Raw genomic sequence first — 21,625 nt, 5'->3', positions numbered from 1 at the left:
GAATTCGGGAAGCCCCCTCTTCGCTTGCTGTCTACGGGTAGCTGACCAGGTACCGGACCTGGTTCGCCGTGTTCGCCACGCCGCCGGTGTTGTTGATGACGTTGGCGATCGTGCCGACACCACCGAGCGACACCGTGACGAGGTGCCGGAACCGCACACCGGACCGGTTCGGTGCCTCGAACCCGTTGTCCGTCACGATGCTGGGGTCCGCCTGGTTGAAGGCGTAGACACCGACGCCGTGCGCCTCGTGCGTGGTCACCGAATCAGCGACCTTGTAGGCGGCCCAGCCCCGCTTGGACCCGTTCATCCACGCGGCCTGGTTCGGCGGGTCGTACGGCAGCTCGTTCTGGAACATGTAGGTCCGGCCGCCGTTGCCGTTCCAGATCACGTTGTGCTGCTGGTAGTGCTCGACGAACAACCCGTACGCGATCACGTTGTCGCCGTTGACGACCACGCCGTTCTGACCGGGGTTCGCGGTCCAGCTGACGCCCTCGCCGTGGTCGGCACGCCAGACCCAGGTGTGGTCGATGATCGTGTTGCGGCTGTTGACCCGCATGCTGACCGTCGCCTTGCCCGCCTGCGATCCACCGACGCGCAGGTACACGTCGTGCAACGAGGTCGGGTTCGCCGCGTGGTCTGCCGCGCTCGAGTCACCGATCTCCAGCAGCACCGGCGAGTTCCGCACGCCGGCGTCCACCAGGAAACCGGCCAGCCTGACACCGTCCACATCGGACGTGGTCAGCGCGGCCTTGCCGGTGGTCGGCGTCAGGGTCGCCAGGCCGAGGCCCAGCACCACCGTGTTGGGCCGGGTGACGCGGATCGTGTCGTCGACCTGGTGGATGCCCGGTGTGAGCAGCAGGTGCTTGCCCTGTGCCAAAGCAGCGTTGATCGTCGCGGTCGGCGTGCCCGGCTTGACGATGAAGAAGTCCGCGAGCGACACCGACGTGCCGGCGTTGCCGTTCTCCCAGCTGGTGCCACGAGAGTTCGTGCGCACCGAGGGCAGGAAGACGCGGTACTCACCGGACGGCGTGAAGTACAGGAACGGCTTCTCGCGTGTCACCGGCGAGTTGTCGACGACGGTGTGCGACGGGTCCGGGAAGTGGTCGGCCGGCGCGCCCTGGGTACCGGCGAACACCATGTTCCACACCGATCCCGCCCAGCCGTTGACGAGGTTGCTGTTGCGGGTCAGGAACTGCTGCTGCGAACCGGACACCACCACGTCGTCGATCCTGCTGTCCACGATCAGGCCACCACTGGCCCAGCCGTCGTAGCCGTTCCACAGATGAGCCTGGCCACGCAGGTGCATCCGCCGGTACGCGGTGGCCTGCGAGACCGCCCAGCGCTCGATCTGGTTCGGGGGCAGCGTCACCGACAGGTTCTCCGCGCCACGCCAGAAGTTCTGCGTCGCGTTGCCGAGGTTGTTCGGATCGTTGCCCTGTTGCAGCCAGTCGGCTTCGACGCGGATGTGGCCGTTGATGTTCACGTCGTCCGGGAGCAGCCCGAGACCGGCGATCTGGGTGTAGAACCGCAGGTTCACGTCGGCGTTGTACGTTCCCGGCTTGAACAGCACGGCGTGGCGCTGCGGCCCGAACTGGTTGGTCTTCATCTGCGCGGAGATCGAGTCGAGCCGCGACTGCGTCTCCGCCTGCGACGATCCCGGTCCGTAGACGTGCACGTTAGGCCCGAAGTCGGGGTTGCGCGGGTCCGTCGGAGGCACGGTGGTCGGGTCGGTCGCGGTGTTGACTCCCAGTTCCCACAACGAATAGCCCCAGCCGGTGCCGCGCTGGGTGCCCAGCACACGCAGGTGGCGGCCGGAACCGGTGACGTCGAGCGACTGCGCGCCGCCGGTGCTGGTGGTCGTCGAGTAGATGTCGCGCCACGAGTTCGGATCAGCGGCGTTGCCGGTGACCTGGACCTGGAAAGCCTTGCCGTACGCGCCTTCCCAGTTCAGGGAGACCCGGCAGACCTGTTGCGTGGAGCCGAGATCCACCTGGAGCCATTGGGGGTCGGAGAACTGCGACGACCACCGGGTGCCCGCGTTGCCGTCGACGGCCGCGGACGCTGGTGTGCCGCCGTTCTCCGTGGAGGACGCGGTCGCGGGGCGGTTCAACGCGACGTTCGTGGTGCCGCACGCGGCGGCACCTGCCGGCGATGATGTCGCGCTGATCGTGGTCACTAGACACAGGGCGGCGGCGGAGAGCGCGGCAGCCCTGAACAGGGTTGAGCCCATGATCCTGCCTGACGGGAGAAGGGCGAAAAGCCTTGGACAGGGGTGTGAGAGCGCTCTCCCGAACGACGTTAACTTCCGGTGACGGGCAGGTCAATCAGGCAGACGCCCGGACGACGAGTTCCGGTTCGAAGATGACGGATTTCGGCCGTTGTCCCGGTTTTTCCAGGCTTTCCAGCAGGAGGTAGGCCATCGCCGCCGCCATGTCCTCCACCGGTTGCCGCACGGTGGTGAGCTGCGGACGGCACGCGAGAGCGGGCGAGCTGTCGTCGAACCCGATGACAGCCACGTCGTCGGGAATGCGCAGCCCGTGCGCCTGCAACAGGTAGACCGCCGCCTGCGCCATCAGGTCGTTCGCGGCGAACACCGCGTCGACGTCCGGGTACTCGGCGAGCAGCCGTTCCATGGCCGCCCCGCCGCTTTCGGCGGTGAACCCGCCCTCCGCGGTCGGCACGTACGGGAAACCGTGCCGGGCCATGGCATCGCGGAACCCGGCGAGCCGGTCCTGGCTCGCCGGCACGTCCAGCGGGCCCGAGATCGTGGCGATGTTCGTCCGGCCGGCCGCCACCAGGTGATCGGCGGCCATCCTGCCGCCCGCGCGATGGTCCATGTCGACGTAGCTGACCGGCATCGGTCTGCCAGGACGCGCGTAAAGCACCGCCGGGACACCCGCCTCGACCAGCCTTGCGGGCAACGGGTCGGCGGAGTGCGTGGTCACCAGCAGGGCGCCGTCGGCACTGCCCTGCCGCAGGAACTCGACCACCTCGGTCCGCGCGTGGTCGGAGTCGGCCAGCATGAGCACCGGATGCACGCGCTGCGCCCGCAGGAAGTCGACGACACCGGCGGTCACCCGGCCGAAGAACGGGTCGGTGAACACGTCCGATCCCCCGCCGGCGCCGGAAATCACCAGCGCCACGGTCCCGGTGCGGCGGGTGACGAGAGACCGGGCCACGCGGTTGGGCGTGTACCCGGTCTGCTCGATCGCGCTGCGAACCGTTTCCTGCAGCTCAGGGTCGACGTTGCGAGTGCCGTTGACGACCCGGGAGACCGTCGCGCGGGACACGCCCGCGACTCTCGCGACGTCCTCCAGCGTGGGTGCGCCCTTGCTCATGCACCGGTTGTACCACGACCGGAGAGCGTTCTCCCAACATCAAGAGGTCACCCGGACGTCCTTGATCGCACCGGGCCAGAAGTCGACGTTCTGGCCGTTGTACTTGGCGCGTCCCACCGCGAGCGCGCCGGTGCTCACGATCGCCGGTCCCGCCGCGGCGGTGGCGACCAGCACGCCGTCCACGTACAGCCGGATCTCGCCGCCCTTCCTCTCTCCCCTGATCTCGTACCAGCGGCCGATCTCCGGCGTGATCTCGAACCGGGCGCGGTTGCCTCCCGGCGTGCTGAACGCGAACGCGCCCTGCCCGTACTGCAGGTAGAAGGGGTTCTCCCGCTCCCTGCCGTCCTGGCTCACCGCGGTCGCGTAGTTGCCGGGCACCTCGTTCAGCCGCACCTTCGCGGACACGCTGTAGTCGCCGGTCGTGTCGATCACCGGTCCGTACGTCTCCGCCGAGCCGTTCCTGACCTCGAGAGCGCCGTCCTTCCAGGTGGCGCCGGTCGGGCTGAGCGTCAGCGGGTTGCCGCCGCCGCTGGAGTCCTTCGCCGTCGTTCCCCTGCTCTCGTTCAGCTTCCACTCGCCCTTGGCCGCGTAGGGGTACGGATTGCCCGCGTTCGCACCGGCCTCGATCACCCGCCGGTTGATCTCACGAACCGGGCCGGGGTCGACCTTGATCCGCTTGCGGTCGTAGGTCCACAGGCCGTTGAGCTCGCCTTCCAGGTCGGTGACCTGCGTGTAGACCGACGCGGACATCTCCTGGCGCGCCTGACCCAGGTAGAACGTGCGGGTGTTGTCGACGTACTTCGCCGTCAGCGCCGCCTTGTCCGCCACGCCGCTGTAGATCGCGATCGGCGTGCCGGGCCACTGGTGTCCCGGCGTGCGCAGGGTGAAGCCGCCGTGCTCGCCGTCCATCACGACGCGCTTGCCGTCCGGACGCGCCGGGTCGGTGTTGTTGTAGTCGTGGTGGTCGATGACGTCGCCTCTGCCGCTGTCCCCCTTGGAGGCGCAGCAGTTCACGCCGCTGTGGGCGTTGACGATCCGGCTCGGGTCAGCGGCCTTCACCTGGTCGGTGATCTGGCCGGTGACCGTGCGGTCCCACTCGCCCCAGCCCTCGTTGAACACGATCCAGGCGTAGATGGACGGGTAGTTGTGCAGCTGGTCCATCAGCTCGCGGCCCTGGCTGAGCCACGCCTGCTGCGCCGCGGGGTCGCTGCCGTCCTCGACGGACACGAAGTCCTGCCACACCAGCAGTCCCAGCCGGTCCGCGTGGTAGTACCAGCGGGCGGGCTCCGCCTTGATGTGCTTGCGGACCGCGTTGAAGCCGAGGTCCTTCTGCGCCTTCAGGTCGAACACGAGCGCGTCGTCGCTGGGCGCGGTGTTCAGGCCGTCCGGGTAGAAGCCCTGGTCCAGCTGCATGAGGTTGAAGATCGGCTGGCCGTTGAGCGTCAGCTTGGGCGTGCCACCGACCATGGCGACGCCGGTGGAGCGCATGCCGAAGTAGCTCTTGACCTCGTCGCTGCCCAGCCTGATCTCCAGCTGGTACAGGTACGGGTCGTCCGGCGTCCACAGGTGCGGGTTCGGCACCGCGAGCGTGAGGTTCGAGTTCGCCGGTCCGGTGACCGTGCCGACCTGCCTGCCGCGCGCGTCCTTGGCGACCGCCGTGACGGTGCCGTTGCCCGCGGACTTGACGTTGACCGCCAGCGAGTTGGTGGTGAGGTCCGGCGTCGTCTTGATCTCGTCGATGCCCTTGTCCGCCACCGGCTCCATCCACACCGTCTGCCAGATGCCCGACGACGGCGTGTAGAAGATGCCGCTGGGGTTGGGCGACTGCTTGCCCTTGGGCTGGTGCGGGCCGGTCGTGTCGGTGACGGCGACGACGATCTCCTGCTCGTGGCCGCGCTTCAGCGCGTCGGTGATGTCCGCGCTGAACGCCGTGTAACCGCCGGTGTGCTCGGCGACGAGCTTGCCGTTCACCCAGACCTTGGCCTCGTAGTCGACCGCGCCGAAGTTGAGCTTGAGACGCTGCCCGTTGCCGATCTTCCAGTCGTGCGGGACGGACACCGTGCGGCGGTAGAACATGTGGTCCTCGTGCCGTTCGAGTCCGGACAGCTGCGACTCGATCGGGTAAGGCACGATGACTTTCTCGGGGAGCTTCTTGCCGAACGTCGGCTGCTGCCCGGCCTTGGCCGCGGCGAACTCCCACGGCCCGTTGAGGTTCACCCACCTGTCGCGTTCCAGCTGCGGCCTCGGGTACTCCGGCAACGGGTGGCGCGTGTCGACCTTCTCACCCCATGGCGTCCTGAGCCGCTGCGTCGACACGTTCTTGACCGTACGCGCGGTCTTCTCGACCTTCTTGCCGCCGACCGCGAGCTGCCCGGCGCCGTCGTAGAACAGCCGGACCCGCTGGCTCTTCAGCACCCTCTCGCTCAGCCTGATGGTGATCCTGTTGCGGCTGGCCGTGATCAGGTCGATCGGCATCGGCGTCGCGTCGACGTCGATGCGGAGGTGCTGCTTGAGATCCGAGACGTTCGTGACCCGACCGTCGAACTCCGCCGTCAGGACCCTGCCGTCGTCCGAGACTCCGGCGCTGCGCGGCACCACCTGGAAGTCCGCGGGCGGCGTGAACGCCGACTCCGGCACGATCTGCTTGGGCGTTCCCGGGCTGGACCAGCGCAGGAACATGTTGGCGCCACCGACGTCCTGGAACATCTCCAGCCGGAAGTCGTACTGACGTCCCGCGGTCAGCGTGACCGGCGCGCTGGTCTGCTCGCGGTCCCAGTCGCCGACCCAGTGGTCGATCACCGGCTGCCCGTCGATCAGCAACCGGAACCCGTTGTCCCCGATGGCGTAGAACGTGTAGTCACCGGTCTGCGGCACCGCGAGGCTGCCGGTCCAACGCGCCGTGGTGTGCTCGGTCCTCCCCGCCAGGAAACCGAACACCCCGGTCAGGTCCTGGTGGTTCACCTCGGCGTCCAGCACGGTGCCGGCCAGGTTCGCGAAGTCTCTCGCACCCGGCGCCGACATGCTGAAGTACTCGCCCTTCAGGCCGTGCACGGGCTCGGCGGCACCCGCCGGCGGCGTGCCGGGCGCGACGCCCAGCGCCATCAGCAGAGCGACGAGTACGGGGGCGGCTTTTCTCATCGGCGAGATCCCCTTCGTTTTTACAACGTTGTAAGAGCGCTCCCATACATCCACGCACAGGGTCCGGACAGCGGGCTACGGCCGATCGGAGGTATCCGGCATGTCAAACAGGACAAAATTCGGTGTTACGTGGGAGCGCGCCCACAGACCGGCAGGGCGCCGTCGCACGTCTCGTGCCGGTTGGGTGCGGTTGTGTGCGGTTCGATCAAGAGTTGGTGGTACTTGCAGACGACCGGTATCAGGACGGCAGCGGGATCTCCAGGCTCACCGTTCCCCGCAGATCCAGCCAAGCTCGCCCCGGCCCCCGAACCAGCCGCAGCACGACTTCCTCGCAGTGCGGACACCGAGCCACCACCCCTGGCGCGTTCCGGTACACGCGCAAACTGGCCACCGACCCGCGGTACCCGCACCCGGCGCACTGCCCGGTCGCCACGGTCAGGTCCACCGCGAAGATCTCCCGCAGATCGCCCGCGAGCGCGTTCCCGTCGACGTGGTCGTCGCTCATCGATGGTCTCCCTGTCAGCCGAAGCGTTCGGTGCGAACGCGGCGCGGGTCGTGGCCCAGCGCCACGAGGATGTCGGACACGGTCTCGACGAAGCCGGTCGGTCCGCACACGAAGCAGTTCGGGGTGAACTCGGCGGGCCAGGCGTACGTGTTCAGGGTGGCCACACCCAGCCGGCCCGGCGGCTCCGGAGAACCCTCCGGGGCCTGCCGGGTGTACACCAGCCGCACGTCCAGGCCGGCGTCCTCCCGAGCGCGCACACGCAACTCGTCGGCGAACATCACGTCCGCGGGCGTCCGCACCGAGTAGATCAGCCGGAACGGCACGCGGCTCCCCAACGCGGCCCGCGTCCGGATCATCGCCATCAGCGGCGCGATGCCGGACCCGCCCGCGACCAGCGTCACCGGCGCGGTATCCGAATCGCGCCACACGAACCAGCCGCCCACCGGTCCGCGCAGTTCGATCTGGTCGCCCGCGGACAGCACGTCGCACAGGTAGGGCGACACCTCGCCGTCGGCCACGCGCTGGATCGCGAGCTCGACGCGGGAGCCGTCGGAGGCCGACGAGATCGAGTAGCTGCGCTGCACCGAGTAGCCGTCCTCGGCGGTCAGCCGCACGTCGACGTGCTGGCCCGGCAGGTGGCCCGGCCAGCCGGGTACGTCGAACACGAGCGAACGTGCGCTACCGGTCAGGTCGGAGGACGCGGCCAGCGAGGCCACCCGCCACGTCAGTCGCCCTGATACCGCTGCTCGCGCCATGGGTCTCCGTAGTCGTGGTAGCCGGCGGTTTCCCAGAAACCGGGTTCGTCCTCGAGCAGCAACTGGATCCCGCGGACCCACTTCGCCGACTTCCAGAAGTACAGGTGCGGCACCAGCAACCGCGCCGGGCCGCCGTGTTCGGGCGTGAGTTCATCGTCGTCGTAGCGGTAGGCGACCCACGCCTGGCCGTCGAGCAGGTCCTCCAACGGCAGGTTGGTGGTGTAGCCGCCGTACGAGTGGACCAGCGCGAAGTCCGCCGCCGTCTCCACGTCCTCCAGCAGGACGTCCAGCGAGACGCCCTTCCACCGGGTGTGCAGCTTGGACCACTTGGTGACGCAGTGGATGTCCGTCGTGATCTTCTCCGCCGGCAGCTCGATCAGCTGCTGCCACGACCACGTGTGCTTCTGGCCGACCTCGGTGCTGACGGTGAACTCCCACCGGTCGGTCGGCACCCGCGGGGTCGGGCCCGCCGTGAGCACCGGGAAGTCCTCCGTGAGGTACTGGCCGGGCGGCAGCTGCACGTCTGGTGACTGGCGTCGCCCGGTGAAGCCGGGAGAGACGATCGGCATGGCGCTAGTACACAGCAACACGTTCCGCTGTGCACGCCCTAGCCTCAGCAACATGGACGACGTGCGGGTACAGACCTCGGGGGCCACCACCGTCATCTGGATGAACCGCCCCGACCGGCGCAACGCGGTCGACCGCCGGATGGCGTCAGATCTGCGCGAAGCCTTCCTGGCGTTCGAGAACGACCCCGGCCAACGCGTGGCGGTGCTCGCCGGGGCGGGCGGGACGTTCTGCGCGGGCGCCGACCTCACGGCCGTCGGCGATCCCGAGCGCCGCAACGAACTCGACCCCGACGGCGGCGGATCAGGCCCGATGGGGCCGACGCGGTTGCGGCTGAGCAAGCCGTTGATCGCGGCCGTCAGCGGTCACGCGGTCGCGGGCGGGCTGGAGCTGGCACTGCTCGCCGACCTGCGGGTGGTCGAGAGCGACGCGGTGTTCGGGGTGTTCTGCCGGCGGTGGGGTGTGCCGCTGATCGACGGCGGCACGGTGAGGCTGCCCCGGATCGTCGGGCTCGGGCGGGCGCTGGACCTCATCCTCACCGGACGCCCGGTCAAAGCGGACGAGGCGCTCGCGATCGGGCTGGCGAACCGGGTCGTGGAGCCCGGTCAGGCGGTGGCGGCCGCGCTGGAGCTGGCCGAGCAGATCGCCGCGTTCCCGTTCGAGTGCGTGCTGGCGGATCGGGCGTCGACCTACGCGGGGCTCGACCTGTCGGTGGAGGAGGCGTTGCGGGCGGAAGGGGTGGCCGGGGTGCCGATCGTGGCGCGGGAAGGAGCGTCCGGGGCGGCGCGGTTCACGGCGGGAGCGGGGAGGCACGGCGAGTTCGAGAGCCGGTCATGAGCCTCGCAACGACCAGGCGGCGATCTCGGTCCGGCTGCGCAGGCCCAGCTTGGCCAGCACGCTGCGGACGTGCGTCTCGACGGTCCGTTCGGACAGCACGAGCCTGGTCGCGATCTGCCGGTTGGTGAGCGCCTGCGCGATCAGTTCGACGACCTCGGACTCGCGCGGTGACAAGGGATCCGCGGCGCGTTCTTCGGCACCGATCCGCTGCAGCAGGCGGTCGGCGGCGGCCAGGCGCAGCGGGAGGTTCAGCGCGCGGAACTCGGCGGCTGCCTGGCCTGCCAGCGTCCGGGCCTCGGTGAACTCGCCAGAGGCCACGAGAGCCTGGGCGAGGCCGAGTCTGCTCAGCGCGACGAACGGGCGGGCGCCGATGCGGGCGTTCATCTCGACGGCCAGGCGGTAGTGGGCGGCGGCCACGTCGGCACGGCCGCAGGTCATCGACAGGTCGCCGAGCAGCTGGGGTGAGGCGGCGCTGCAGAACACCGCGCCGGAGCCGTCCGCGGAGTAGTCCGGTTCCAACGTGGACAGACCGCGGTAGACGAGATCCGCGGTCTCGGCGTCGTCGAGCTGGCACGCGACCACGCCGATCTGGCTGAGCAGCGGCGCCCACATCGGACCGACCTCGACGGTGGCCGGCATCGTGCGGAACTCCTCGAACGTCGAACGCGCCCGCTCGGTGTCGCCGCGCAGGGCGTGCAGGAACGGAACGTAGACGCGGGCCAGCGGCATGTCGGCGATGTGGTCGAGCACCTCCAGCGCCTCGTCCGCCGACGCGGCGTCGATGGTGCCGTCGAGGTGGGCCAGCCAGTGCAGGAACGCGTAGTACATGCCCTTCGCCGCGCTGGCGCCGATGCGTTCGGCCAGCGCGCGGGCGGCTTCGTTGTGTTCCCTGGCGGCGTCGAGCCTGCCGACCAGCGCGGCACGCGTGGCCTTGAGACGGTTCAGGTGCCACCACGCCACGGAGTGCTGCCGTGCCCGCGCGAACTGTTCGATCAGGGCCAGCTCGTGGTCGACCGCAGCCAGGTCACCCACCTGGAACGCCGCGTCGACGAGCCACACGTGTCCCCACAACGACGCGTGCGGTTGCCGGGCGGTCTCGGCCAGTGCCACGGCGCGGTGCGCCAGCTCGACCCGTTCGGCGCGGAACTGCGGGGCGGACAGCGTGACGTGGCGGGCGTGGATGCCGTCCAGTTCGGCGTCCGGGTCACCGCTGCGGGTGGCGAGCTCCAGTGCGGCGGCGGACAGTTCGCGGGCCAGCACGCAGGAACCCGTCGCGGTCGCGGCCATCGCCCGGCGGGCCAGCAGCCGGGAGCGCAACGCGGTGGCTTCCGGCGGCAGGTGCTGCAACGCGGCCGTGCACAGGTGGTCCACCGCGATGAGCAGGTCGGGGCCGCCCAGTCCGGTGATCACGAGGGCGGCGTCGGCCATCAGCTCGGGCGCGCTCGCGTCCTGGGCCAGCCGGGACGCCGTGCGGCAGTGGTCGAGGCTGCTGTCGAGTTCGCCGGACAGGAACTCGGCTCTGGCCAGGTCGAGGGTGAGCTCGGCGCGGTCTCGCGCGGGCGCGTGCTCGGCGGAGGAGAGGGCGAGTGCGGCGAACCGGAGTGCGTCGTCGTAGGCGAGGTCGGCGGTGGCGGCGTGCGCGGCGGCGGTGGCCCATCGCGTGCGTTCGGCGATGGCGTCCGGTCCGTCCGCGCGGCTCCAGTGGCTCGCGACGCGGCCGGGAGCGCCCCCGGCCGACGCCAGCGCGAGCGCGCAACGCCGGTGCAGGTCGGCGCGGGTGGACGGCGCCAGGTCCTGGTAGATCGCGTCACGGACGAGGGCGTGCGTGAACGCCATGACGTCGTGGTCCTGGAGCACCCGCGCGGCAACGGCTTCGTCGAGCGAGGCGCCGGGTTCCGCACCGGTGACGGCGGCGAGCAGCGCGGGTTCGATCCGCTCCCCCAGCACGCTGGCCGCGCCCAGCACGTCGCGCGTGCGCGCGCTCAGTCCGTCCAATCGCGACAGCACCAGCCGGTGCAGCTCCGGGTTGCCGGTGATCTCGCCGCTGTCGGTGAGGCGGTCGAGCAGCATCCGGACGTACAGCGGGTTGCCCCCGGTCGCGTCGATGAGCCGCGCCGCCAGCGCCTCCGGGTCGGCCGCGGTCGTGACGCGACGGACCCAGCCCGCGACGTCCTCCCGGCTCAGGCCACCGAGCCGGACCGCCCGGGCTGCCGGGGAACGCAGCAGGTCAGGCAGCACACCGGTGTCCCGGTAGGTGGCGACGACGAGGATCCGCGCGGTGGCCAGCTCACCGGCGAGGTGGGTCAGCAGCCGCAACGAAGCGCTGTCCGCCCAGTGGATGTCCTCCAGGACGACGAGCAGGCCCTCGGACCCGGCTTCGGCGACCAGCGCGTCGGTGGCGTCGGCCATCATCACGAACCGGGCCGTCGCGTCAGCCGGGTCGACGTGCGCGGTGGTGAGAACGCGGTGCAACGCCGGGAGGTCACGGGCGAGCCGACGCCACGGCCACAGCGGTGGCATACCGGGATCGTCGACGGCCTGACCGCGCACCACCGGCACGCCGTACTCACCGGCCATCGCCACCGCGGCCGCCGCCAGCCGCGTCTTGCCGATGCCCGCGTCACCACCGACCAGCACCAGCCTGCCCGCGCCACCCGCCGCCGCCACGAGCCCCGCGCGCAGTTCGGCGAGCTCGCGGTCACGTCCGAGGATCGGTACCTCCACGCCAGGAGTATCGCCGCCCGGTGCCGGTTCAGTACCGCATTACGTACTGGCACGGATCCGCGCCGCCCTTCTCCGGCCAAGACTCCGACCAGAGCAAAGGAGGCAGACCATGTACGCACAGCTCACCTACTTCGACCGGCCGCGCAACCCGGAACAGCTGGCCGCGGCGGACTTCGCGACCGAGGAACGGATCAAGCCCGCGGTGGCGGCGGTGCGGGGCACCATCAAGACCTACGTGCTGCGCAGGCCCGACGGCTCGGAGGTCGTCGTGACGATCGCCGAGACCGAGCAGGCGCTCATCGACACCCAGAAGGCGATCATGAGCAGCGCGTTGCTCCCCGGCGAGGACGTGGCGCTGCTGCCGGGTGCCGACCGGGTCGAGATCTACCCCGTGCTCGAGGTCTTCGACCACGACGGAGCCCGGTCATGACGACGACGTCGAGAACGCTGACCGCCGGTGTCTGGCGCGCCGACCTCACGCGGTCCACCGCGTCGTTCAAGGTCAGCAACCTGGGACGCACCGCCACCGGGACGGTCCCGGTCACCGGCGGGACCGTCGAGATTGGCCCGGACGGCGCCCTGCTGGCCGTGCACGGCACGCTGGACCTGGGCGCGATCGACACCGGGATCGCCAAGCGCGACCTGGACCTGCGCAAACCCGGCCTGCTCGACCTCGACCGGCACCCCACGATGACGTTCACCGCCACGACGGCGTTCCGCGTCGAAGGTGGCTGGCAGGTCACCGGCACCCTCACGGCGCGCGGCACCTCCACCGAACTGAGCGGCGTCGCCGAACTGTCCACTGTGGACGGCGACACCGTGATGACCGCGACCGCACGGCTGGATCGCAGGACGCTGGGCGTCCGCGCACCGCGGTTCATGATCGGCCGCTACGTCGACATCACGGTCACCGCGGTGGTCCGGCCGACGTAGTGGACAGCGTGGATCAGCCCCCGACCGGCTTGTGCAGCTCGGCGACCTTCGCGGCACCGCACTTCGCGACCATCGCCTGCTCGAACAGCTGGCCGGGGTCAGGTTCCGCTTCGCGGCGAGGTCGGCCATCGCGGTGTCGGAGAGGTCGAACATCGCCCGCGGGTCGACCTTCCAGGCGCCTTCCTCGCGGACGAGGCTGTACCGGTACGGCGCCGGGTCGCGGCGTCCACGTCCTCCCTGCGCAGGGCGTACACGAAGGCCCGCCTGCTCAGCGGCACGGCGGCGACCTGCTGTTCGGTACCGGTGAGCGCCGGCTTCCTCGCGTCGTCGTAGATGGCGAGGTACGAGCTCGCCATCACCGTCACCGCGGTGGCGCCGTCCTTGGCCGCCCCGGCTTTGTGTAGGTCTCGAAGGCGGCGCGGGCCTGCGACTCGTCGGCCAGGGCCGGGATGCCGCACGCGGCCGTCAGAACCAAATGAGCGGACAACTGTCCGCTACCGTGATGTCATGCCCGCACGCCCCGACACCGGCCCCGACTTCATCGAGGCGCTCGCCCGCGGGCTGGACGTGATCCGCACGTTCCAGCCCCGGCGCCCGGTGATGCCGCTCAGCGAGGTCGCCGCCGCCACCGGCCTGGCCCGCCCGACCGCGCGGCGCATCCTGCTCACCCTCGTCGAGCTCGGGTACGTGCGGCAGAGCGAGAGCGGGTTCGCCCTCACGCCCAAGGTGCTCGAACTCGGCGTCGCCTACGTGCGGTCGACCGGGTTGTGGGAGGTCGCCCGCCCGCACATGGAACGCCTGGTCGAGCGCACCAACGAGTCCTGCTCGATCGCGCAGCTCGACGGGTCCGACATCGTCTACGTCGCACGGGTGGCGGTGCCGAAGATCGTCACGTTGTCCGTGCAGATCGGCACGAAGTTCCCCGCGCTGCCGACGTCGCTGGGCAAGGTCCAGCTCGCCGCGCTGCCGCCGGCCGAGCTGGAAGCCGTGCTCGCCCAGCCGACGCGCTCGGGGCTGACCCCGCGGTGGCAGCCGGACCAGGCCGAACGTGACGCGGAACTGCGGGACGTGCGGGCGCGCGGGTGGGCGTTGACCGACGAGCAGCTCGCGCCGGGCATCCGGTCGATCGCGGCACCGCTGCGAGACGGCAACGGCACGGTCGTCGCCGGGCTCAACGTCAACTGCCACGCGGCCGAGACGTCGCTGGAGTTCATGATCGAGCACCACCTGCCGCTGCTCTTGCAAGCCGCGGGCGACATCAGCGCCGACTACGCGCGCCTCGACTCGGTGCCGCACATCGTCGTCGCTTGAGCAGTTCGTCAGGCGCTGTTCCGCGTCGACGACATGACCCACAGCCGGTCGCCCCTGTGGTGGTACGCCTGGCACCAGTCGATCGCCAGCTGGCGATGAGCCGAGGGTTGACGCACGACCGGCCAAGGTTGACGATTCAACGGACACTTGTCCGCATGCCGGTCGAGGAGGCCCCCGATGGTCGCCGAACGACGTCCTGTTGTCCTGCGAAACGGCACCGTCCTGACGATGGACGGTCAGCGAAGGGTTCTGCCGGACCACGACGTGCTGGTCGTCGACGACCGGATCGCCGCGATCGGGCCGGGGCTGGAGGTGCCCACGGGTACCGAGGAGATCGACGCCGCGAACGGCATCGTCATGCCGGGCATGGTCGACACCCACCGGCACCTGTGGCAGACCGCGATGCGCGGCTACGGCGCCGACTGGACGCTCACGCAGTACTTCGTCTGGTACTACCTGGAGTGGGGCAAGGTCTTCCGGCCGGAGGACATCCACGCCGGCAACCTGCTCGGTGCCGCCGAAGCGCTCGACGCCGGTGTCACCACGACCGTCGACTGGTCGCACGGCCTGCGGACGACCGATCACGCCGACGCCGCGGTCGACGCGTTGCGGGCGGTGCCCGGCCGGTTCGTGCTGGCGTACGGCAACATCCAGGACTCCCCCGCGTCCTGGACCGCGAAGCCCGAGTTCCGCGACTTCGTGCACCGTCGCATCACCGGCGACGACATGCTGGGCTTCCAGCTCGCGTTCGACGTCACCGGCGATCCGGAGTTCCCGGAGAAGCCCGCGTTCGAGGTGGCGCGTGAGCTGGGCGTGCCGGTGACGACGCATGCGGGCGTGTGGGGCGCGACCAACGACGACGGCATCCGGCTGATGTACGACAACGGGTTCATGACGCCGCAGTCGATCTACGTGCACGCCGCCACGCTGTCCGCCGACTCCTACCACCGGATCGCGGCCACCGGCGGATCGATCTCCGTGTCGACCGAGAGCGAGCAGAGCGCGGGCCAGGGCTACCCGCCCACCTGGGCGATCCGCGAGCACGGCATCCCGGTGTCGCTGTCGATGGACACCTCGGTGTGGTGGAGCGGTGACCTGTTTTCCGCGATGCGCTCCACTCTCGGCGCCGACCGGGCGCGCGAGCACATGGCGGCGCACGCCAAGAACGACACCGTCACGCACTCATCGCTGCGGGCCGAGCACGTCGTCGACTGGGCGACGATGGGTGGAGCACGCGCGTTGGGACGCACCGACATCGGCAGCGTCGAGGTCGGCAAGAAGGCCGACCTCGTCTTGCTGCGCAACGAGAACTCACCGGCCATGTTCCCGATCCTCAACCCGTACGGGCATGTCGCGTTCCAGGCGCAACGGTCCGATGTGGAGGCTGTGATCGTCGACGGGCGGATCGTCAAACGCGACCACAAGCTCGTCGAAGTTGATCTGCGAGCGATCCGCGGGAAGGTCGAGCGGACCGTCGAGCACCTGCGTGCGCAACTCGGTGACGAGGCGTGGGAGAAGGGCATGAACCCGGACGTCCCCGAATCGAAGGTGCTGGACAACCCCTACACCTACACCGAGTACCGCGGCGACACGAGGACGTCCGTCTGATGCCGGGCGGACCACTCGAAGGCCTGCTCGTCGCCGACTTCTCCCGCGTGCTCGCGGGCCCGTACGCGACCATGCTGCTGGCCGACATGGGCGCGTCGGTCGTCAAGGTCGAAGGCCCGCAAGGAGATGAGACCCGCACGTGGATGCCTCCCGTGCGGGAGGACGTCTCGACCTACTACCTCGGGATCAACCGCGGCAAGCGTTCCATCGCGCTGGACCTCCGTGACGAGACCGACGCGGAGCTGGGCCGCGAGCTCGCCCGGCGCGCGGACGTCGTGATCGAGAACTTCAAACCGGGCGGCCTGGCCAAGTACGGCCTCGACTACCCCAGCGTCAGCGCCGCGAACGGCAAGGTGATCTACGCGTCGATCACCGGTTTCGGCTCCGGCGACGGCAGCCACGTGCCGGGCTACGACCTGATGGTGCAGGCGATCTCGGGCCTGATGAGCCTCACCGGCGATCCGGACGGCCCGCCGTACCGCGCGGGCATCTCGGTGTTCGACGTCATGGCGGGCAACCACGCCGTGATCGGGATCCTCGCGGCGCTGCGGCATCGGGACGCCACCGGGCAGGGACAGCTCGTCGAGGTGAACCTGCTGTCGTCGGCGTTGACCGGGCTGGTGAACCACAGTTCGGCGTTCGTCGCCGGTGGGGTCGTGCCTTTCCGGATGGGCAACGCACACCCCAGCGTCTTCCCCTACGAGCCACTGCCGACCGCCGACAACGACCTCATCGTCGCGGCGGCCAACGACGGCCAGTTCCGCAAGCTGTGCGATGTGCTCGGACTGTCCGGCGTTCCCGACGATCCGAGGTTCGCGCGCAACGCCGACCGCACCCGCAACCGCGAGGAGTTGCGGCCGATCCTGCTGGAACGACTCAGGACGCGGGGCGCGGTCGAGTGGTTCGACCTGCTCGTGGCGGCGGGAGTGCCGTGCGGGCCGATCAACACGATCGACGGCGGGTTCGCGATGGCCGAACGGTTCGGGCTCGATCCTGTTGTGGTGGTGGGAGATGTGCCGACAACGCGGCATCCGATCCGGTTCTCGGAGACGCCGGCGGTGTACGAGCTGCCGCCGCCGGGATTGAACGAGCACGGCGAGGAGTTGCGCGCGTGGCTGAAGGAGGAGTCTCCGTGACCAAGGCTTACGAGACCGCCCTCGGGGCGTCGACACCCGAGACGATCACGTTGCTGGGCCACGACCTCGCCAAGGACGTGATGGGCAACGTCGGGTTCGGCGAGCTGGCGTTCTGGCTGGCCACCCAGCGCAGGCCCGGTCCCGGTGAGACGCGGGTGTTCGAGGCGGTGCTGGCCGCGCTCGCCGACCACGGGTTCACCCCGACCGCGATCGTCAGCCGCCTCACGTTCCTCTCCGCCCCCGACTCCGTGCAGGGCGCGCTCGCCGCCGGGCTGCTCGGCGGCGGCTCCCGTTTCCTCGGCGTCACCGAGGACGCGGGCCGGTTCCTGAACGCCGTGGTCAGCGCCGCGGAACTGCCGACCGATGACGACGGTTGGGACGCACTGGCGCTGGAAACCCTGGAAGCTCAGGGCAAAGCGCGCATCCCCGGCCTGGGTCACCACGTGCACAAGAACGGCGACCCGCGCACCGCCCGGCTGTTCGAGATCGCCGCCGAGGAGAACGTGCTGGGGCCGCACATGAAGCTCTTCGCCGCTATCGGCCGGGTCCATCCGCGGGTGCTCGGCAGGACGTTGCCGCTCAACGGCGCCGGTACGTGCGGTGCGGCGCTGGCCGACCTCGGGTTGCCGCTGGAGTTGTTGCGGGGCTTCGCCTTGCTGGCCCGCACGGCCGGGCTGATCGGGCAGCTCGCCGAGGAACTGCGCAATCCCGTCGCCAACGACATCTTCCTTTCCGTGGACTCGAACACGCGGTCCGTCGCGCCTCCAGAGGAGTAGGCATGCAGCTGGTCACCGAAGACAACATCACGGATCTCGCGGTGCGGCGCTGGGCCACCGCGAAGGACCCGCGGACCGCTCAGCTGATGACCGCGCTCGTCCGCCACCTGCACGACTTCGCCCGCGAGGTGCGGCTCACCGAGGCCGAGTGGATGGCGGCGATCCAGTGGCTCACCGCGACCGGGCAGATCAGCGACGAGAAGCGTGAGGAGTTCATCCTCGCCTCGGACGTGCTCGGGCTGAGCATGCTGGTGGTGCAGATGAACCACCGTTTCTCCCCCGCCGCGACGCCGGCCACCGTGCTCGGGCCGTTCCACATCGACGGCTCCCCCGAACTCGGTTTCGGCGGCGACATGTCCGACGACGTGCCGGGAACTCCGCTCTACCTCACCGGAACCGTGCGAGCGCTGGACGGAACGCCGGTGGCGGGTGCCGTGCTCGACGTCTGGCAGGCCGACGCGGACGGCGCGTACGAGGCGCAGCTCGACGTCGACGAGGCGCGGTTGCGGGCGAAGTACCGGGCGGAGGCGGACGGCACCTACTGCGTTCGCACGATCACGCCGAAGGGCTACTCGATCCCGATGGACGGCCCGGTCGGCGACCTGATCGGGCAGACCGAGATCAGCCACTTCCGGCCCGCGCACGTGCACTTCCTGGTCACCGCAGACGGCTTCGAGCCGCTGATCACGCACCTGTTCGAGGAGGGTGCCGAGTACCTCGACAGCGACGTCGTGTTCGGCACCAAGCAGGAGCTGGTGGTCAGTTTCGAACCGCGCGAGCCCGGTCCAGCGCCGGACGGCAGCACGTGCGCCGTGCCGTGGGTGGAGGCCCGGTTCGACTTCGTGCTCCAGCCGTGCACGCCGCACTGATCACTCGTCCCGGTCAGCCGCCGTCGCCCGTTGACCGGGACGAGCCCGTTCCGCAGCCCGACCAGGTCGTCGTCGACGTGCTCGCGGCCCCGATCACGCCGCTCGACCTGTTGTGCGCCACCGGAACCTCGTACTTCGGCGTGCCCGCGACGCCCTATGTGCCCGGCGTGCAGGGCATCGGGACGGTCGACGGGCGCGCGGTGTGGTTCCCCACCAGGGCGGGAATGGCCGCGGGTGACGGGAGCATGGCCGCGAAGGCGGTGGTGCGCAAGGAAGATCTGGTGTTCCTGCCGGACGGCGTGAAACCGGTCGCGATCGCCGCGCTCGGGCTGTCCGCCGTCGCCGCGCACATGGCGTTGACGTGGCGCGGAGAGCTCACACCCGGCGAGTGCGTGATCGTGCTCGGAGTCGGCGCGGTCGGGCAGGCCGCGATCCAGCTCGCCCGCCTCGCCGGAGCCGGCCGCGTGGTGGCCGCCGCCCGTTCGGAAACCGGCAGGCAACGGGCCGTGCGCGCCGGCGCCGACGCGGTGGTCTCGCTGGAGACCGATCACCTGGCCATGCAGTTCCTGGAGACCGCTCCAGGTGCGGACCTCCTGCTCGACCCGCTCTTCGGTGCGCCCGCCGCCGCGGCCGCCCAGGCGCTGCGTCCCGGTGGACGGTGGGTGAACCTCGGCGGCTCGGCGGGCGAGACGTGTTCGATCACCTCGTCCACGTTGCGCAGCCGGTCGTTGCGGCTTTCCGGCTACACCAACAACGAGCTCACCGCGCAGCAGCGGGCGGAGGCCATCTCGACCGTCGCCAGACATGCGGCGCGCGGTGAGCTCGTCGTCGATCACGAGGTCGTACCGCTGTGCGACGTCACCGATGCCTGGCACCGCACCAGGCACGGCCGGGTCGTGCTCATCCCCTGACCACGCGAGTCTTGAGGTCCGGGTTGCGGGCGATCTCCCGTTCGGTGAACACGCCGGTGACCCACTTCTTCTGGGCGTGGAGACGCGCCTGGTCGGTGTGGTGCGGCGACGAACGATCAGCGGATTCGCCGTAGATCAGCAGTGAGCTCATGCGCGGGCCGTTCTTCGTCAGCTCCACGGCCATGACGAAGCTGGATCCGTGCGGAATCCGGTCCGTCGGTTGCGGTGCGCCTGGAACCGAGATGACGTTGAAGCATCCTTCCGGGCCCCGGCAGCCGTGGATCGGGATGCCCTCGTACTGCTGGACGTCGTCCAACCGGACGTCGACCGCGAGGCCCGCCACCTCGAACGCCCTGACCGCGTCCGCGAAAGCCTTCCGCACGCCGGGATCCGCGGCGTTGAGGTCACGCGGGGTGTGCGCCGGGTCGGCCGGGTCGAACGGCACCAGCCACTTGTCGACGCCGGGCCGTCCGGCGAACTGGATGAACGTGCGCCAGAAGTAGGCGCCTCGGCTGCTCTCGCCGGTGTCCCCGGTTCCTGGCCAGGCCGACAGCGCCGCACAGGCAGCGCGGACGTCGACGGGCCTGCCGTCACTCGCCGGAAGCGTCGGGTTGGCCCGGCACATCGCCACGACGGCGGCGAGGCCCTGTTCTGCGGTGAGGTTGCGGTTGCCGAGCGTCGCGGCCTCCAAAGAGGACAGTGTGAACGGCCGGCCGCCGGCGATCATGTCCAGGCCCATGCGGGTGCGCGGCGAACGTTCGGTGCCGACGTCGCCGACGATCGACGGGTAACCCGTCAGCGGTGCGGCCGGGTTCGCCAGCCACGGGCTGTCGTTCATGTTGCTGACGTGGTCGTTCCTGACCAGGCTGGGCAGACTGCCCGGGCTGAGCTTGCCTTCCCAGCGGCACGATCCGCGGCTGCCGTCGAGGATCACGATGCCGATGTCCGGTTCGGTGCCACAACGCGCGCGCAGTTCGTCGCTGATGTTCGGCACGACCTGGACATCGCCGTAGTAGGCCGTGCCGGTGGCGTCGGCGGCCGGGCCGCAGCACGCGCCGCACCTCGGTGAGCGTCGGCCCCCAGTCCTCCAGGTAGTGCAGCACCAGAGACCGCTCACGGTCGCGCCTCGGTCACGCAGCGCGGCGAACAACGGGCCCGCGCCACAGCCGACGTCCAGGATCCGCCGCCCGGCAACCGACCGCGTCCTGCCGACCCTGTACAGCGACAACTACTTCTGGTTGCTGCCAGGTGAAAGCCGGACGGTCACGATCGACCCGCGGCGCTCGGTCCGGACGCCGCGTCTGCTGGCGGAGGCGTACAACTCGGCGCCGAAGCTGACCTGAGGTCCTCGCGGCCGGGGTGCCGTCGCGCTGACCACAGGGTGAGCGCGACGGCCACCAGCCCCACGATCAGCGAGGTCCAGATGTTCAGCCGCAGACCGAGGATCGTGTTCGCCGAATCGATCCGCAGTGCCTCGATCCACAGCCTGCCCAAGGTGTAGAGCGCCACGTACAGCCCGAACGCGCGGCCGTGCCCGAGCCGGAAGCGGCGGTCCGCCCAGATCACCGCGGCCGCCACCGCGAAGGTCCACAGCAGTTCGTAGAGGAACGCGGGGTGGAAGGTGCCCAGCACGACGGGCTGACCGTCGGGTCCGACGACGGCTCGGCCGGCGTCCTGGTCCCATTCGTAGATCCGCAGCGCCCACGGCAGGTCGGTCGGGCCGCCGTACACCTCGTTGTTGAACCAGTTGCCGAGGCGGCCGATCCCTTGTGCCAGCGCGATTCCCGGCGCGGCGGCGTCCGCCAGCGGCGGGAGCTTCACCCCGGCCCGCCGCGCGCCGATCCAGCCGCCGAGCGCACCGAGCGCGATCGCGCCCCACACCCCCATGCCGCCTTCCCAGATGTACAGGGCGCGGATCGGGTCGCCGCCGGGACCGAAGTACGGCTGCCAGGACGTGGCCACGTGGTAAAGGCGGGCGCCGACGATGCCGAACGGCACGCCCCACGTCGCGATCTGGTTGATCACGCCGGGCCTGCCGCCGCGCCGCACGTAGCGGCGTTCGGTGAGCCACATCGCGACGAGCACACCGGCGATGATGCAGAACGCGTAAGCACGGATCGGCACCGGACCGAGGTGCCAGACGCCCTGCGTCGGGCTCGGCAGGACAGCCAGGACCGCTTCCCCCATGACCATCGCGCCAGGCTAGCCAGGCTGAGG

Annotated in this window: 19 protein-coding genes and 1 pseudogene; 10 read left to right on the top strand and 10 right to left on the bottom strand. The window is 70.1% G+C overall.

What is annotated here, in order from left to right; translation table 11 throughout:
- Nucleotides 1–31: 31 nt before the first annotated feature.
- The 6 genes from SK803_RS24145 to SK803_RS24120 form a co-directional block, all read right to left on the bottom strand.
- The gene (locus tag SK803_RS24145) at nt 32–2,230 is read right to left on the bottom strand and encodes a discoidin domain-containing protein (protein ID WP_319968352.1); all 2,199 of its coding nucleotides are present in this window, start codon (nt 2,228–2,230) and stop codon (nt 32–34) included.
- 94 nt (nt 2,231–2,324) lie between these two features.
- Complete coding sequence (locus tag SK803_RS24140; protein ID WP_319968351.1) at nt 2,325–3,338, bottom strand: LacI family DNA-binding transcriptional regulator; 1,014 nt, start codon at nt 3,336–3,338, stop codon at nt 2,325–2,327.
- Nucleotides 3,339–3,377: 39 nt separating this feature from the next.
- A complete protein-coding gene (locus tag SK803_RS24135; RefSeq protein WP_319968350.1) occupies nt 3,378–6,476 on the bottom strand; it encodes a PA14 domain-containing protein in 3,099 nt (1,032 codons plus the stop codon).
- Between the two features lie 238 nt (nt 6,477–6,714).
- Nucleotides 6,715–6,981 carry a DUF6510 family protein gene (locus tag SK803_RS24130; protein ID WP_319968349.1) on the bottom strand — a complete coding sequence of 89 codons (267 nt, stop codon included), beginning with the start codon at nt 6,979–6,981 and terminating at the stop codon, nt 6,715–6,717.
- Nucleotides 6,982–6,995: 14 nt separating this feature from the next.
- Entirely contained in the window at nt 6,996–7,736 is a 741-nt protein-coding gene (locus SK803_RS24125; RefSeq protein WP_319968348.1) for a ferredoxin reductase, read from the bottom strand.
- Complete coding sequence (locus tag SK803_RS24120; protein ID WP_319968347.1) at nt 7,706–8,305, bottom strand: sulfite oxidase-like oxidoreductase; 600 nt, start codon at nt 8,303–8,305, stop codon at nt 7,706–7,708. The genes SK803_RS24125 and SK803_RS24120 overlap by 31 nt, the downstream gene beginning before the upstream one ends.
- Before the next feature lie 52 nt (nt 8,306–8,357).
- On the opposite strand from SK803_RS24120, the gene SK803_RS24115 reads away from it, so the two are divergent.
- The gene (locus tag SK803_RS24115) at nt 8,358–9,140 is read left to right on the top strand and encodes a crotonase/enoyl-CoA hydratase family protein (protein WP_319968346.1); all 783 of its coding nucleotides are present in this window, start codon (nt 8,358–8,360) and stop codon (nt 9,138–9,140) included.
- Here SK803_RS24115 and SK803_RS24110 read toward each other — a convergent pair.
- The gene (locus SK803_RS24110) at nt 9,135–11,864 is read right to left on the bottom strand and encodes an ATP-binding protein (protein WP_319968345.1); all 2,730 of its coding nucleotides are present in this window, start codon (nt 11,862–11,864) and stop codon (nt 9,135–9,137) included. The genes SK803_RS24115 and SK803_RS24110 overlap by 6 nt on opposite strands.
- 109 nt (nt 11,865–11,973) lie before the next feature.
- On the opposite strand from SK803_RS24110, the gene SK803_RS24105 reads away from it, so the two are divergent.
- From SK803_RS24105 to SK803_RS24070, 8 genes are all read left to right on the top strand, one after another.
- Nucleotides 11,974–12,294, top strand: a complete 321-nt coding sequence (locus SK803_RS24105) for a hypothetical protein (RefSeq protein ID WP_319968344.1) — start codon at nt 11,974–11,976, stop codon at nt 12,292–12,294.
- Nucleotides 12,291–12,797, top strand: coding sequence for a YceI family protein (locus tag SK803_RS24100; protein ID WP_319968343.1), 507 nt, complete (start codon nt 12,291–12,293; stop codon nt 12,795–12,797). Before SK803_RS24105 ends, SK803_RS24100 begins: the two co-directional genes overlap by 4 nt.
- Before the next feature lie 507 nt (nt 12,798–13,304).
- Nucleotides 13,305–14,108, top strand: coding sequence for an IclR family transcriptional regulator domain-containing protein (locus SK803_RS24095; protein ID WP_319968342.1), 804 nt, complete (start codon nt 13,305–13,307; stop codon nt 14,106–14,108).
- A gap of 177 nt (nt 14,109–14,285) precedes the next feature.
- Nucleotides 14,286–15,716 carry an amidohydrolase family protein gene (locus SK803_RS24090; protein WP_319968341.1) on the top strand — a complete coding sequence of 477 codons (1,431 nt, stop codon included), beginning with the start codon at nt 14,286–14,288 and terminating at the stop codon, nt 15,714–15,716.
- Nucleotides 15,716–16,852 carry a CaiB/BaiF CoA transferase family protein gene (locus SK803_RS24085; protein ID WP_319968340.1) on the top strand — a complete coding sequence of 379 codons (1,137 nt, stop codon included), beginning with the start codon at nt 15,716–15,718 and terminating at the stop codon, nt 16,850–16,852. The genes SK803_RS24090 and SK803_RS24085 overlap by 1 nt, the downstream gene beginning before the upstream one ends.
- A complete protein-coding gene (locus SK803_RS24080) occupies nt 16,849–17,628 on the top strand; it encodes a citryl-CoA lyase (RefSeq protein WP_319968339.1) in 780 nt (259 codons plus the stop codon). Before SK803_RS24085 ends, SK803_RS24080 begins: the two co-directional genes overlap by 4 nt.
- A gap of 2 nt (nt 17,629–17,630) precedes the next feature.
- Entirely contained in the window at nt 17,631–18,497 is an 867-nt protein-coding gene (locus tag SK803_RS24075; RefSeq protein WP_319968338.1) for a dioxygenase family protein, read from the top strand.
- The gene (locus SK803_RS24070) at nt 18,482–19,408 is read left to right on the top strand and encodes a quinone oxidoreductase family protein (protein WP_319968337.1); all 927 of its coding nucleotides are present in this window, start codon (nt 18,482–18,484) and stop codon (nt 19,406–19,408) included. Before SK803_RS24075 ends, SK803_RS24070 begins: the two co-directional genes overlap by 16 nt.
- On the opposite strand, the gene SK803_RS24065 is transcribed toward SK803_RS24070, so the two are convergent.
- Both SK803_RS24065 and SK803_RS24060 read right to left on the bottom strand, forming a co-directional pair.
- A complete protein-coding gene (locus SK803_RS24065) occupies nt 19,398–20,402 on the bottom strand; it encodes a penicillin acylase family protein (RefSeq protein ID WP_319968336.1) in 1,005 nt (334 codons plus the stop codon). The genes SK803_RS24070 and SK803_RS24065 overlap by 11 nt on opposite strands.
- 37 nt (nt 20,403–20,439) lie before the next feature.
- Nucleotides 20,440–20,603, bottom strand: a pseudogene (locus tag SK803_RS24060) (SAM-dependent methyltransferase); the annotation flags it as partial.
- Between SK803_RS24060 and SK803_RS46565 the strand changes: the two are divergent.
- Nucleotides 20,587–20,751, top strand: coding sequence for a glycoside hydrolase family 2 protein (locus tag SK803_RS46565; protein ID WP_406601573.1), 165 nt, complete (start codon nt 20,587–20,589; stop codon nt 20,749–20,751). The pseudogene SK803_RS24060 and the gene SK803_RS46565 overlap by 17 nt on opposite strands.
- On the opposite strand, the gene lgt is transcribed toward SK803_RS46565, so the two are convergent.
- A complete protein-coding gene (lgt, locus tag SK803_RS24055) occupies nt 20,672–21,601 on the bottom strand; it encodes a prolipoprotein diacylglyceryl transferase (RefSeq protein WP_319968335.1) in 930 nt (309 codons plus the stop codon). The genes SK803_RS46565 and lgt overlap by 80 nt on opposite strands.
- Nucleotides 21,602–21,625 lie beyond the last annotated feature (24 nt).

Source organism: Lentzea miocenica, assembly GCF_033949945.1.
GTDB classification, from domain to species: domain Bacteria; phylum Actinomycetota; class Actinomycetes; order Mycobacteriales; family Pseudonocardiaceae; genus Lentzea; species Lentzea miocenica.
Note: the sequence above shows the minus strand (reverse complement) of the source record. Positions and strands in the feature narration are given on the sequence as shown.